Origin of the sequence: Enterobacter sp. EC_64 (assembly GCF_019584165.1) — a bacterium.
Classification (GTDB): Bacteria; Pseudomonadota; Gammaproteobacteria; order Enterobacterales; family Enterobacteriaceae; genus Enterobacter; species Enterobacter roggenkampii.
On the sequence record NZ_VDAS01000012.1, the window covers coordinates 58,360 to 70,685 of the forward strand.

The 12,326-nt window shown below is 55.9% G+C and carries 14 protein-coding genes; 2 read left to right on the forward strand and 12 right to left on the reverse strand.

The window, feature by feature from the left end; all coding sequences use genetic code 11:
- Positions 1–11 precede the first annotated feature (11 nt).
- From FHC52_RS11825 to dnaB, 4 genes are read right to left on the reverse strand one after another with little or no spacing between them, the layout of a single operon-like run.
- The gene (locus FHC52_RS11825) at positions 12–1,022 is read right to left on the reverse strand and encodes an AAA family ATPase (protein WP_126289015.1); all 1,011 of its coding nucleotides are present in this window, start codon (positions 1,020–1,022) and stop codon (positions 12–14) included.
- Entirely contained in the window at positions 1,019–1,576 is a 558-nt protein-coding gene (pnuC, locus tag FHC52_RS11830) for a nicotinamide riboside transporter PnuC (protein WP_032656782.1), read from the reverse strand. The genes FHC52_RS11825 and pnuC overlap by 4 nt, the downstream gene beginning before the upstream one ends.
- 22 nt (positions 1,577–1,598) lie before the next feature.
- Positions 1,599–2,678, reverse strand: a complete 1,080-nt coding sequence (alr, locus tag FHC52_RS11835; protein WP_126289013.1) for an alanine racemase — start codon at positions 2,676–2,678, stop codon at positions 1,599–1,601.
- A gap of 16 nt (positions 2,679–2,694) precedes the next feature.
- A complete protein-coding gene (gene dnaB, locus FHC52_RS11840) occupies positions 2,695–4,107 on the reverse strand; it encodes a replicative DNA helicase (RefSeq protein WP_008503375.1) in 1,413 nt (470 codons plus the stop codon).
- Positions 4,108–4,167: 60 nt separating this feature from the next.
- Here dnaB and FHC52_RS11845 point away from each other — a divergent pair, with 60 nt between their 5' ends.
- Positions 4,168–5,151, forward strand: a complete 984-nt coding sequence (locus FHC52_RS11845) for a quinone oxidoreductase (RefSeq protein ID WP_126289011.1) — start codon at positions 4,168–4,170, stop codon at positions 5,149–5,151.
- Between the two features lie 184 nt (positions 5,152–5,335).
- Here FHC52_RS11845 and pspG read toward each other — a convergent pair whose 3' ends face one another.
- The 4 genes from pspG to FHC52_RS11865 all read right to left on the reverse strand — a co-directional run bounded on the left by pspG (position 5,336) and on the right by FHC52_RS11865 (position 8,764).
- Positions 5,336–5,578, reverse strand: a complete 243-nt coding sequence (pspG, locus tag FHC52_RS11850; protein ID WP_126289009.1) for an envelope stress response protein PspG — start codon at positions 5,576–5,578, stop codon at positions 5,336–5,338.
- Positions 5,579–5,714: 136 nt separating this feature from the next.
- Positions 5,715–6,710: a tRNA dihydrouridine(20/20a) synthase DusA gene (gene dusA, locus FHC52_RS11855; RefSeq protein ID WP_126289007.1), complete on the reverse strand. Its 996-nt coding sequence runs from the start codon at positions 6,708–6,710 to the stop codon at positions 5,715–5,717.
- Between the two features lie 82 nt (positions 6,711–6,792).
- Positions 6,793–8,103: a conjugal transfer protein TraF gene (locus tag FHC52_RS11860; protein WP_021242754.1), complete on the reverse strand. Its 1,311-nt coding sequence runs from the start codon at positions 8,101–8,103 to the stop codon at positions 6,793–6,795.
- A gap of 172 nt (positions 8,104–8,275) precedes the next feature.
- Entirely contained in the window at positions 8,276–8,764 is a 489-nt protein-coding gene (locus tag FHC52_RS11865) for a cupin domain-containing protein (protein WP_023293524.1), read from the reverse strand.
- A 115-nt stretch (positions 8,765–8,879) separates the two neighbouring features.
- Here FHC52_RS11865 and zur point away from each other — a divergent pair, with 115 nt between their 5' ends.
- A complete protein-coding gene (gene zur, locus FHC52_RS11870; protein WP_008503369.1) occupies positions 8,880–9,392 on the forward strand; it encodes a zinc uptake transcriptional repressor Zur in 513 nt (170 codons plus the stop codon).
- 69 nt (positions 9,393–9,461) lie between these two features.
- Here the strand turns inward: zur and FHC52_RS11875 are convergent, their stop codons facing one another.
- The 4 genes from FHC52_RS11875 to FHC52_RS11890 all read right to left on the reverse strand — a co-directional run bounded on the left by FHC52_RS11875 (position 9,462) and on the right by FHC52_RS11890 (position 12,278).
- Positions 9,462–9,671, reverse strand: a complete 210-nt coding sequence (locus FHC52_RS11875) for a CsbD family protein (protein ID WP_014830284.1) — start codon at positions 9,669–9,671, stop codon at positions 9,462–9,464.
- Between the two features lie 120 nt (positions 9,672–9,791).
- Positions 9,792–11,129, reverse strand: coding sequence for an MATE family efflux transporter DinF (dinF, locus tag FHC52_RS11880; protein WP_021242751.1), 1,338 nt, complete (start codon positions 11,127–11,129; stop codon positions 9,792–9,794).
- Between the two features lie 63 nt (positions 11,130–11,192).
- Complete coding sequence (gene lexA, locus FHC52_RS11885; protein ID WP_008503366.1) at positions 11,193–11,801, reverse strand: transcriptional repressor LexA; 609 nt, start codon at positions 11,799–11,801, stop codon at positions 11,193–11,195.
- A 108-nt stretch (positions 11,802–11,909) separates the two neighbouring features.
- Positions 11,910–12,278: a diacylglycerol kinase gene (locus FHC52_RS11890; protein ID WP_021242750.1), complete on the reverse strand. Its 369-nt coding sequence runs from the start codon at positions 12,276–12,278 to the stop codon at positions 11,910–11,912.
- Positions 12,279–12,326: the final 48 nt, after the last annotated feature.

Below are 12,326 nucleotides of genomic sequence, written 5' to 3' on the forward strand. Positions count from 1 at the left end.
CGAGAGCGATATCAGATCGGTCCCTGGATATATCGGCAAATGTGATCGATTCGCTCAGGCAGTGAGCCCTGCACGCGCAGAAAAGGAATATTTCGTGCCGACAGCTCTGCTTCATACCATACTTGCTGTCGGTGGCGAAACGCCTCGCCCTGCCGGGTGCCATCCTGCACAAACGGAAATTCATCTCCGCAAAGTACGACCAGCGCATAGTCTCGTTCAGCTAACTCCTTTAACGCCTGCGGCGCGCTGCCAAACTGATCGAGTGCGTAAAACAGGGTCGTTAAAGGTGAGGTATCACAGACCAGATAAGGCGCCGTGCAGGCTAATGCCTCCCGACGTACTTGCTCGCGGGCAATATGCAGCAAATCCTCCCGATCCAGGATACCGTTCTTCGCTTCCCAGTGTTCACGGCCATACTCTGCAACGTACGGAACGTTTAGCGTCTGCGCCAGAGCCTTTGCTAGCGTGCTTTTGCCCGTCGATTCTCCACCTAATAAGCAGATACGAAAAACAAAGCTGCGGTACACCTCTGGGGACATCATCTTACGATAACGATGAACATCAGAACGGATGAGCGTTCCCGAAGGGGCCTCTGGTCCCCGTTGACGCTGGAGACGCACGTGCGCAACCGGTCGTCCGAAACGCTGGCTCAGGAAAGCGGCAAACCCGTCTCCATAGTCTTCGGCAGTAAATACCGCCTCTGGCTGACAGTGCAAAATGTCCTCACACAGCGTTGCAACATAATGCCGGTGAAGATCGTCATCAGCGTCATTCGGTGGCGGTGGCGCAAGGCCATATGCAGCCAACACATGCGGCGAAAGCACGAGGTGGCGACATTGCGGAAAGCGCGTTGTTAACCAGTTAAGCCGCTTTTCAGGTTCGTAACCGCGTATTTCCGGCGACGAATAGCTGATGATACAGACCGTCTCGCACTGCTCAAGTGCCGTATTGATAAGCGCTTCATGGCCTGCATGTAATGGTGCGAATTTGCCTACCACCAGGCCGTTGGCATACAGCGTCATTGCGCACGGATCTCCTTGCGCCACTGATACAGTCCGTGCCACGCATTAAACCAAAACACCAGATATAAACCGGCGGTCAGATACAGTTCTCTCGTCGCGTACAGCGGTACTGCCAGCGTGTTAACGGCAAGCCAGATGTACCAGTTTTCCAGACGCCGTCCCATCAACATAAACTGAGCAAGAATGCTGAATGTCAAAATGATGGAGTCCAGCCAGGGGGCCCATGCATTGGTATAGAGATGCAATATCCACCCGTACGCCGCTGCTACGCTTACGGCGCAGGCTAAAAGCATAAAAAAATGTCCCGGTCTGGTACGACGGACAGACAAGACCTCTCCATGATTGCCTTTAAGCCAATGCAGCCAGCCGGTTATGCTCGTTATGATGAAAAAGAACTGAAGGGTAACGTCAGCATAAAGCTGCACAGAATAGAAGACCCAGGCATAAAGCCCGCTACCGATGATGCCTATCCACCACGTATGGATATTGTTTCTGGCGGCCAGCCAGACGGAGAGAGCATAGGCCAGACATGCAGCGATTTCTGAAGGGGACATTATCCTTCCCTGGAATGAAATGTTAGTCGATGTACTTCATCGCCACCCGCGACGTCAGGCGGGTGATAAGTTCGTAAGCACTCACTTTAGTGATTTCAGCAATACGTTCAACGGGTAAACCTTCCCCCCACATCACCACATCGTCGCCGGGTTTATCCTGCGCTTCTGGCCCCAGATCGACGCAAATCATGTCCATCGCCACGCGGCCAACGATCTTCACCTCGCGACCGTTGACCAGCACCGGCGTACCCGTTGGTGCAGCGCGCGGATAGCCGTCGCCGTAGCCCATCGCCACCACGCCGAGACGCGTGTCGCGCTCGCTGGTCCAGGTGCCACCATAGCCCACCGGTTCACCGGCTTTGTGTTCTCGCACGGCAATCAGAGTAGACACCAGAGACATCACCGGCTGGAAACCCATGTCCGGCCCCCAGGGTTTATTATCCAGCGGCGACACGCCGTAAAGAATGATGCCCGGTCGCGCCCAGTCGAAATGCGACTGCGGCCACAGCAGGATCCCGCCGGATGCGGCGATCGAGCGCATCCCCGGCTTGCCTTCGCAGAAGGTGTTAAAGATATCCAGCTGCCGCTCGGTCGCACCGCACTCGGGCTCATCGGCACGGGCGAAGTGGCTGACCATATTCACCGGCTGGCGCACGTTTTTACACCGGCATAAACGCTGATAAAACGCTTCCGCACTTTCCGGACGCACGCCCAGACGATGCATGCCCGTATCAAGCTTCATCCACACGGTCACCGGCTCGCTCAGCTCGGCGGTTTCCAGTGCGGCCAGCTGTTCTTCGTTGTGTACCGCCGTGTGCAGATGCTGATCTGCGATGGTTGGCAGATCGGCGGCTTCGAAAAAGCCTTCGAGGAGCAGAATCGGTTGGGTAATCCCCCCCGCGCGCAGGCGGAGGGCTTCTTCAAATCGGGCGACGCCAAAGGCGTCGGCATCGGGGAGCGTTCGCGCGGTCTCAAGAAGACCGTGTCCGTAAGCGTTCGCTTTCACGACTGCAACGAGCTTGCTGGCGGGTGCCAGTTCACGCAGACGTTGCAGGTTGTGTCGCAGAGCGCGGCGGTTAATCACAACAGTTGCCGCTTGCATTTGAATTCCTTAGAAATTACTCATCATCATATTGAGGACCGGCATAGTTGTCGAAACGCGACCACTGTCCGTTAAAGGTCAGACGTACCGTCCCGATCGGGCCGTTACGTTGTTTACCAATAATAATTTCGGCGATCCCTTTCAGGTCGCTGTTCTCGTGATAAACCTCATCACGGTAGATAAACATGATTAAGTCGGCATCCTGCTCGATGGAGCCGGATTCACGCAGGTCAGAGTTGACCGGGCGCTTGTCGGCACGTTGTTCCAGAGAGCGGTTAAGCTGCGACAGCGCCACCACCGGCACGTGCAGCTCTTTGGCTAACGCCTTGAGCGAGCGGGAAATTTCAGCGATCTCCAGCGTACGGTTGTCGGAGAGCGACGGGACGCGCATCAGCTGAAGGTAGTCGATCATGATAAGGCCGATACCGCCGTGTTCACGGGCGATACGACGCGCGCGGGAACGGACTTCCGTCGGCGTCAGGCCGGAGGAGTCATCAATATAGATGTTACGTTTTTCCAGCAGAATGCCCATGGTGCCGGAGATGCGCGCCCAGTCCTCATCGTCGAGCTGACCGGTACGGATGCGGGTCTGGTCCACGCGCGACAGCGATGCCAGAGAACGCATCATGATCTGCTCGGAGGGCATCTCAAGGCTGAAAATCAGTACCGGCTTATCCTGCAACATCGCCGCATTTTCGACGAGGTTCATCGCAAATGTCGTTTTACCCATCGACGGACGCGCGGCGACGATAATCAAATCCGACGGCTGCAGACCGGCGGTTTTCTTGTTGAGATCGTCATAGCCGGTGTTCACCCCGGTCACACCGTCGTGCGGCTGCTGGAACAGCTGTTCGATACGGGCAACGGTGGCGTCGAGGACGTCGGCGATATTTTTGGGGCCTTCGTCTTTGTTGGCGCGGCTTTCGGCGATTTTGAAGACGCGGGACTCGGCAAGGTCGAGCAGGTCTTCACTGGTGCGACCCTGCGGATCAAAACCCGCTTCGGCGATCTCATTCGCCACCGAGATCATCTCGCGGACAACGGCGCGTTCACGCACGATGTCAGCATAAGCGCTGATGTTCGCCGCACTTGGCGTGTTTTTTGACAGTTCTGCCAGATAGGCAAACCCGCCGACGCTGTCCAGCTGTCCCTGACGCTCCAGCGATTCCGCGAGCGTGATCAGGTCAATCGGGCTACCCGACTCCTGCAGGCGCGCCATTTCGGTAAAGATATGACGGTGCGGACGGGTGTAGAAATCCTCAGACACCACGCGCTCGGCGACGTCGTCCCAGCGCTCATTATCCAGCATTAAACCGCCCAACACCGACTGTTCCGCTTCAATCGAGTGCGGCGGGACTTTTAACCCTGCGACCTGGAAATCACGCTCGCGAGGTTCAGTCTGTTTGTTGAAGGGTTTGTTTCCTGCCATAGTGAATGGAGTTACCGAGATAAAGAGTGGGTCGAAAGATTACCACATTCTGGAGGAAGCATGGCAACACGTATTGAATTTCACAAGCATGGTGGCCCTGACGTACTCAACGCGGTGGAGTTCACCCCCACCGCGCCTGGCGAAAACGAAGTGCAGGTTGAAAACAAAGCCATCGGCATAAACTACATCGACACCTATATTCGCGGCGGGCTCTACCCGCCTCCATCGATGCCGAGTAGACTGGGCACCGAGGCGGCCGGCGTCGTCGTCAAAGTGGGCAGCACGGTTAAGCATATTAAAGAAGGCGACCGCGTGGTGTACGCGCAATCTCCGCTGGGCGCTTACAGCTCCGTCCACAACGTCCCGGCGGATAAAGCCGCCCTGCTGCCCAACGCCATCTCCTTTGAGCAGGCGGCGGCCTCCTTTCTGAAAGGGTTAACCGTTTACTACCTGCTGCGCAAAACCTATGAAATTAAACCCGACGAGCAGTTCCTGTTTCATGCCGCGGCGGGTGGCGTCGGGCTCATCGCCTGTCAGTGGGCAAAAGCGCTGGGCGCAAAACTGATCGGCACCGTGGGCAATGCCCAAAAAGCCCAGCGCGCGCTGCAGGCGGGCGCCTGGCAGGTGATTAACTACCGTGAAGAGAGCATTGTCGAACGGCTGAAGGAGATCACCAGCGGCAAAAAGGTGCGCGTGGTGTATGACTCGGTAGGGAAAGACACCTGGGAAGCGTCGCTGGACTGCCTGCAGCGTCGTGGGCTGATGGTGAGCTTCGGGAATGCGTCAGGCGCAGTCACCGGCGTGAATCTGGGCATCCTTAACCAGAAAGGCTCGCTGTACGTCACGCGCCCTTCCCTGCAAGGCTACATCACCAACCGGGAAGAACTTGAGGAAGCCAGCAACGAGCTGTTCTCGCTGATCGCCAGCGGCGTCATTAAGGTGGATGTGGCAGAAGCGCAGAAATACCCGCTAGCCGATGCGCAGCGTGCGCATGAGGTGCTGGAGAGCCGGGCAACGCAGGGGTCGAGTTTATTGATTCCCTGAGCCCCAAAAAGAAATTGGGCTTCCCGTGGGAAGCCCTTTCTTTTTGTAGTTCGGCTGTATGTAGGGTACAGCGCGATGAATTCTTTAACGGCAGTCATAGTGACAGATTCGATAAGTAAATCCTATTCTGTTCTAAGCCAGGCTGCCGGAAAAGTTACAACTCTGTGACGAACCCCTCAATACCTTAGTAACGGAAGCGGTTATTGCGCTGATAACTGGGCACTTTTGGCGATTTAATCGCCCGTATCACCCACACCGCCGCGACGGCCAGCAGTAACCACGGCAGCAGTTTGATCGTCAGGGCAAACAATCCGCCAATAAACATGACGACCGACGCCACCACGATAGCCGCCAGAATGCCGAGCAGCGAAATGCCCGTTGCTAACAGCATGACAAAAAAGCCAATCACAAAAAGTAGTTCCAGCATGGTGCTCTCCCACGAGTTCCCGAATGATGCAGCAAACATTACAAGAATCATGCCAGACATAACGTGTTGTTCTTAAAGCAAAACGCCCCGCGAGAATTCGCAGGGCGTGGTGAATTTGACGAACTTTTAGCGAAAGTTATCGCTTGTCCGCCACCAGGCGCAACGCATGTTCCAGCACCTCAATATCGGCCCCGGCTTTATGGGCGTTTTCGCTCAGGTAGCGACGCCACTGACGCGCGCCCGGAATGCCCTGGAACAGCCCAAGCATATGGCGAGTGATATGGCCGAGATACGTACCGTTGCTCAGCTCGCGCTCAATGTAAGGATACATCGCACGCACGACGCCAACCGGATCGGTGTCTGCACCTTCGATGCCAAAGATTTCGCGATCGACCGTCGCCAGAATGCCCGGGTTCTGATACGCCTCGCGCCCGACCATCACCCCATCCATATGTTCGAGATGCGCTTTGGCCTCTTCCAGCGACTTGATGCCGCCGTTAATGGACATCGTCAGGTGCGGGAAGTCACGCTTCAGCCGATACACGCGCGGGTAGTCCAGCGGCGGGATTTCACGGTTCTCTTTCGGGCTCAGGCCGGAGAGCCAGGCTTTTCGCGCATGGATGATGAACATCTCGCATTCGCCCTTGCCGGAGACCGTATTGATGAAATCGCACAGGAATTCGTAGCTGTCCTGGTCGTCAATGCCGATGCGGGTTTTGACCGTCACCGGAATGGAAACGACGTCGCGCATCGCCTTGATACAGTCCGCCACCAGCTGCGCGTTCCCCATCAGGCAGGCGCCGAACATGCCGTTTTGCACGCGATCGGATGGGCAGCCAACGTTGAGGTTGATCTCGTCGTAGCCGCGCGCTTCAGCCAGCTTCGCGCACTGCGCCAGGGCGGCCGGATCGCTGCCGCCCAATTGCAGGGCAACCGGATGCTCTTCTTCGCTATAGGCCAGATAGTCGCCCTTGCCGTGAATGATTGCGCCTGTGGTCACCATTTCGGTGTACAGCAGCGTACGGCGGGAGAGCTGGCGCAGGAAATAGCGGCAGTGTCTGTCCGTCCAGTCGAGCATCGGCGCAATGGAAAAACGGTGTGCAGGGAAAGCGGTCTGTAATTCTGACGACATGGCGAAGTTTTAAGCATCTGGTGGAAAAGGGGCGCTACTATAGCACAAAGAAAAGCCGGAGGCGCAGCGCCTCCGGTGGACTTTAGAACGTCATGCTCAGCTGAGCCCCTGCGCCCCAGGTTTCGTCTTCACCGTACAGGCCCATCAGGTCAACATGCACGGTGCTAAACGGCGCGAAACCGACACCGCCGGTAAAGACATTGCTGTCGTTACCCTTCACGTCGGCACGATAACCCGCACGCACCGCCAGCCAGCTCAGCGGCGTCACCTCGGCACCGACACCCACGTACTGCGACGTATCTTCGCTCTTGAAGCCTTTGGTTTCGGTCAGATCGCCATCGGCGGTCAGCGTCACCAGGTCGTTGTGCCAGGCAGCACCGGCGGTCACCAGCGGACGGATCTGATAGGTGTCTTTATAGCTCACCACTTCTCCCGTACGGCCGTTGCGAATACGGATGTCTTTGGTGTCGATATCACGCGACATCAGGTTTTGTCCGCTCACGCCCACGGTCCAGTGTTCGCCGAAATCGGCCGCAATACCGGCATCCACGTTGAAGCCCGTATCGTCAGTGCGGTAGCGGCTGTCGTTCCACTTGTTACTGTCGTAATCGTAGATTGACGTGGTGTAGTTATAGACCCAGGTTTTTTGCAGTTTTGGCGTAACCCCCACGGAAACCGGGACGCCACCCAGATCGAACTGACGGGCAACAGCAACACCGTAATCGGAGACTATCGCCGCCCGGCCGGATGCCGTTGAGTTGAGGTTTTTGGTGATCTGATCCGTACCATTCAGCGCAGCGTCCAGCGCGACACCGGCAGCCACGACATTGCTTCGTTGAATACGGCGAAGGTAATCAATATCTTGCTGATCGATAGACGAGCTCACCCGGCCATGGGCATAGCCTTTCGCCATGAAGGCTACCGAAAGGACATCGTTAGGGATACTCACCGCAAGCCCTGCCCCTGCCGTTGCGCGTGCGGTTTTGCCTTTGAGATAGTCCAGCTCATCGGCCAGATCTTTGGCCGCGCCCTGGAATTGATTAATGGAACCTAATGGATTGGTGATAATTTCTCGTGGCGTGAGATTATCAACCACATCCTTGTAGTGATTAATTTTGTCGTTGATGTTATCAATCTCGTCCTGAAGATTGTCTTCATCCGTGATTTGCGCGCCAACCGAAGGCAATATGACCGTCACATCATCGTCCGGTTTTGCCTTTGCCAGCAGCGCGGGGTTGATTAACGCCCCACTACCATAGCTTCCCGAAGCCACGCCGGTGCCACCCATTGCGTCGCTGCGTGATTCTGTCCAGGTATTGGCTGCTCCCGCCTGATTTGCCATAAACAAGGAGACAGCAATGCTAACCACCGAAAATTTAAAATTTTTTTTCACAGTATGCCCGTTATAGTCTGTTATGAAATAACCCCTGTCTGTTATCACCCAAACAGGAACGAACTATTGCTGTGAATAAGTAGTAAAAGACCCGCTATTTCTTTCCCTAAGTAAAACTCCCTTACGGCCTGTTATATTTTGTGACGGCCCTCAATATTTATAGAAGAGGAAATTATTTTTTCCCAGGTTTTCCATCATGCGGCCCAAAAAACTGCGGGGGATGATCTACCCAGCGATCTTCCCGCGTGGCGGCATACACGGGGTTGAGCGGGTAGTAGATGCGGTTGTGCTTCTTGTTGGCCTCGCCAACGACCAGGAGCCGAACCTCATCGTCCGTGTTGTTGATAAAGGTATGACAGATGCCGGTTCCGGCGGGAAAACCTACGCTGTCGCCAGGCTCCAGTTTCCACAAGTGGCCGTTAATCCAGGCTTCAGGGTAGCCTTCGAGCACGTAAACAAACTCTTCTTCGTCGCTCTCCGCATGCGGATAGGACGTTCTGCGCCCAGGCGGCAGGCGCTCATGATGGATGCCAATACGCCCGAGCCCAAGCTTGCGAGCCAGCGGTGCACCAATGGAAAACAGCTCATCGCTGTCGGGGTAGGTCGAGTCATCCGCGCCTTCCACGTCGCGCCAGTGTCGAATGCAGTCAGGTCTTTTCATTCTGGTTCTCCCGGTTTTCGATGGGTCAGGTATAGCACAGACTGGCGGATCTCGGTGTTTTTAGCAGAACATGATAAAGTGAAGGTTTTCCGTCCTATAACATCCGGGGTGCTACATGGATAAGTCCACAAAAGAGCTGTTAGCGCAGGCCGAAAAGCTGTGTGCGCAACGCAATGTGCGCCTGACTCCGCAGCGCCTTGAAGTATTACGTCTGATGAGCCTGCAGCAGGGTGCCATCAGCGCCTACGATCTTCTGGATCTGCTCCGCGAAAGCGAGCCGCAGGCAAAGCCGCCGACGGTCTATCGCGCGCTAGATTTCCTGCTTGAACAAGGGTTCGTGCACAAGGTGGAATCTACCAACAGCTATGTGCTATGCCATCTGTTCGATCAGCCCACCCACACATCGGCGATGTTTATCTGTGACCGCTGCGGCGTGGTGAAAGAAGAGGCTGCGGAAGGCGTGGAAGATATTATGCATACGCTGGCAGCGAAAATGGGCTTTGCCCTGCGTCATAACGTGATTGAAGCGCACGGGCTCTGTTCCGCGTGCGTGGAGGTGGAAGCCTGTCGCCATCAGGACGCGTGTCAGCACGACCACTCTATCCTGGTGAAGAAAAAGCCGCGTTAGCGGCAAATGAAAAGGCGGCTCATGGCCGCCCTCAGGGTGTACTTCCTTGTACTTTCGGGTGTAACCCGGTTACCAGCGGTAGTCGTTGCGTTTTTCCCAGTCGCCCACTTCTTTTTCCGCCTGGTCTTTTGCGTAGCCGTAACGCTCCTGGATTTTACCGACAAGCTGATCGCGTTTACCTTCGATGACGGTCATGTCGTCATCCGTCAGCTTACCCCACTGTTCTTTCGCTTTACCTTTGAACTGCTTCCAGTTGCCGCCGATTTCGTCTTTATTCATCATCGTGTCCTCTTCGTTAAGCGTCGGGTCGTAACGTCCGTTACGTTCTTTTCTGCTGGACGTGATAATTATTGTAGTTAAGGATTCCGTGGTTAATTTCATATTCGGAATCTTTAACCGTCACGATATATCGGAGCGCGAGGGAAACCAGGTATTGTTTTGCCAGTGCCGGTGCCAGATAAACGCCAGCGATAATCCGCGCAGCGAGAGGAAGACGGCCAGGGCCAGCCATAAACCATGATTCCCCAGCCAGGGGAGCGTCAGGAGCGTCAGGCCAAATCCGGCCGCCGCGACAGCCATACTGTTGCGCATTTCGGCTCCGCGCGTCGCCCCAATAAACATGCCGTCCAGCAGATAACACCAGACGCCAACCACCGGTAAGACGACTTGCCAGATCAGATAGTGGCTCGCCAGCTCGCGCAGCGCAGGGAGAGAGGTAAGCAATGCAACGATTTGCTCACCGAAGCAGGCGTAAACCAGACCAAAGGCCAGCGCCACCAGCCCCGACTGACGGCAGGCAGCCCGCCAGACCTCCCGTAGCTGCCCGCTTTCGCGCGCGCCGTACGCCTGTCCGGAATGCGCTTCAACCGCGTAGGCAAAGCCGTCCAGCGCATAGGCGGTAAAGGTCAGAAGCGTCATCAATACCGCATTCACCGCAACGATTTCCGGCCCCAGTCGAGCCCCGAAAACCGTCAGCGCACCAAAGCAGAGCTGAAGAAGAAGCGAGCGCAACATGATGTCACGGTTGAGCGCCAGCAGCTTACGGATATTGCCGCGCCATGCGGTTTTGAGCAGCGCCAGGGAGATCCCGCGCATGGCCAGCACACGCCGGACCATCCACAAGCCAATGATAAAGGTCCCGTATTCGGCAATCGCCGTCGCCAGCGCCGCGCCCTGCACGTTCATATGCAGACCCATGACCAGCCAGACGTCCAGAACAATGTTGAGCAGATTACCCACCACCAGCAAAATCACGGGCGCGCGGGCGTACTGCACGCCCAGTAGCCACCCCAGCAGAACCAGGTTTGCCAGCGAGGCGGGTGCGCTGAGCCAGCGGATTTCCAGGAACCGTCGCGCCTGCGCCAGTACCGCTTCGCTGCCACCGACGATATGAAGCGCAAGATCGATCAGGGGGGCCCGCAATACAACGATTAACGCACCCGCGCCAAGCGCGAGGATCAGCGGCTGCACCAGTGCGCGCGCCAGACGCAGCGGATCTTTCGCGCCATAAGCCTGTGCGGTAAGACCGGTGGTACTCATGCGCAAAAAGAGCAGCAGCATAAACAGGAAGCTGGTTGCCGTCGCGCCAATCGCCACGCCGCCAAGATAAACCGGTGAATCAAGATGGCCTATAACGGCAGTATCAACCAGCCCCAGCAAGGGCACGGTAATATTGGAGAAAATCATCGGCAGGGCAAGACGCCACAATGCCTTATCTGATGCCGTCAGTAGTGACATGCAAAATACCGGGAAAGGAGGATGAAGCAGGCTACAGCAGAAGCGTAGCCTGTCAGGAAGAGATTACAGCCATTCACCGTTGCGAATCACGCCTACCGCCAGACCTTCAATAGAGAAGCTCTGTTCGCGGAGGTCGACCACAATCGGGGTGAACTCGCTGTTTTCGGGCAGCAACTGAACAGTGTTACCCTGCTTTTTCAGACGCTTAACGGTCACTTCGTCATCAATGCGTGCGACCACCACCTGGCCGTTTCGCACGTCCTGGGTTTTATGCACCGCAAGCAGATCGCCATCAAGAATGCCGATGTCTTTCATCGACATGCCGCTGACGCGCAGCAGGAAATCAGCGCTCGGTTTGAACATGCCGGGATCGACCTGGTAGTGACCTTCAATATGCTGTTGTGCCAGCAGCGGCTCACCTGCAGCAACGCGGCCTATCAGCGGAATGCCCGTCTCTTCTTCCACCAGCAGGCGGATACCACGCGACGCGCCTGACACAATCTCAATCACACCCTTACGCGCCAGCGCTTTCAGGTGTTCCTCGGCAGCATTCGGAGAACGGAAGCCCAGACGCTGCGCGATTTCCGCACGCGTGGGTGGCATACCCGTCTGGCCGATATGATCCCGAATGAGATCAAACACCTCTTGCTGCCTGGTCGTTAACGCTTTCATTCCGCCCCCTGGGTGTATATACAGTTATGCTGTGAGTATATACAGTCAAAGGCGATTTTGGAACCAAAAACTGCACAAAAAACCAGGGACTTAATTATTCCTCGAGGCTCATCGGAAATGTGACCAAAGCAGGGTGACCCAGGTGATAACGGCAGTGATAATCGCCAGCAACACGGCAGCAGAGCCCATGTCTTTTGCACGGCCTGAAAGCTCATGGAAATCGGAACCAATGCGATCAACAACGGCCTCAATAGCGCTATTAAGAATTTCCACTATCATCACCAGAAGTACGGAACCGATAAGCAGTACGCGGGTAATCGCATCAACATCAAGGAAACAGGCAACGATCACCGCGATGATTGCGGCGACACCCTCCTGGCGAAAAGCGGCTTCGTTGACCCATGCGGCACGGAAACCTTTCCATGAATAGCCGGCGGCTTTGATGATACGCGTTAACCCAGTGGTATTATTGGCCATTAAAAGAACCTTTTTTAAAAAAGAGCGTCATTAACATGAGGCGGAGCG

What these genes read in the sequence shown, in the direction of transcription:
- zur (WP_008503369.1), top strand. Translation starts at nt 8,880, where the DNA reads ATGGATAAGTCCACAAAAGAGCTGTTAGCGCAGGCCGAAAAGCTGTGT.
- pnuC (WP_032656782.1), bottom strand. Translation starts at nt 1,576, where the DNA reads ATGTCCCCTTCAGAAATCGCTGCATGTCTGGCCTATGCTCTCTCCGTC.
- dusA (WP_126289007.1), bottom strand. Translation starts at nt 6,710, where the DNA reads ATGTCGTCAGAATTACAGACCGCTTTCCCTGCACACCGTTTTTCCATT.
- dinF (WP_021242751.1), bottom strand. Translation starts at nt 11,129, where the DNA reads ATGTCACTACTGACGGCATCAGATAAGGCATTGTGGCGTCTTGCCCTG.
- lexA (WP_008503366.1), bottom strand. Translation starts at nt 11,801, where the DNA reads ATGAAAGCGTTAACGACCAGGCAGCAAGAGGTGTTTGATCTCATTCGG.
- FHC52_RS11825 (WP_126289015.1), bottom strand. Translation starts at nt 1,022, where the DNA reads ATGACGCTGTATGCCAACGGCCTGGTGGTAGGCAAATTCGCACCATTA.
- pspG (WP_126289009.1), bottom strand. Translation starts at nt 5,578, where the DNA reads ATGCTGGAACTACTTTTTGTGATTGGCTTTTTTGTCATGCTGTTAGCA.
- FHC52_RS11875 (WP_014830284.1), bottom strand. Translation starts at nt 9,671, where the DNA reads ATGAATAAAGACGAAATCGGCGGCAACTGGAAGCAGTTCAAAGGTAAA.
- alr (WP_126289013.1), bottom strand. Translation starts at nt 2,678, where the DNA reads ATGCAAGCGGCAACTGTTGTGATTAACCGCCGCGCTCTGCGACACAAC.
- FHC52_RS11890 (WP_021242750.1), bottom strand. Translation starts at nt 12,278, where the DNA reads ATGGCCAATAATACCACTGGGTTAACGCGTATCATCAAAGCCGCCGGC.
- FHC52_RS11845 (WP_126289011.1), top strand. Translation starts at nt 4,168, where the DNA reads ATGGCAACACGTATTGAATTTCACAAGCATGGTGGCCCTGACGTACTC.
- dnaB (WP_008503375.1), bottom strand. Translation starts at nt 4,107, where the DNA reads ATGGCAGGAAACAAACCCTTCAACAAACAGACTGAACCTCGCGAGCGT.
- FHC52_RS11865 (WP_023293524.1), bottom strand. Translation starts at nt 8,764, where the DNA reads ATGAAAAGACCTGACTGCATTCGACACTGGCGCGACGTGGAAGGCGCG.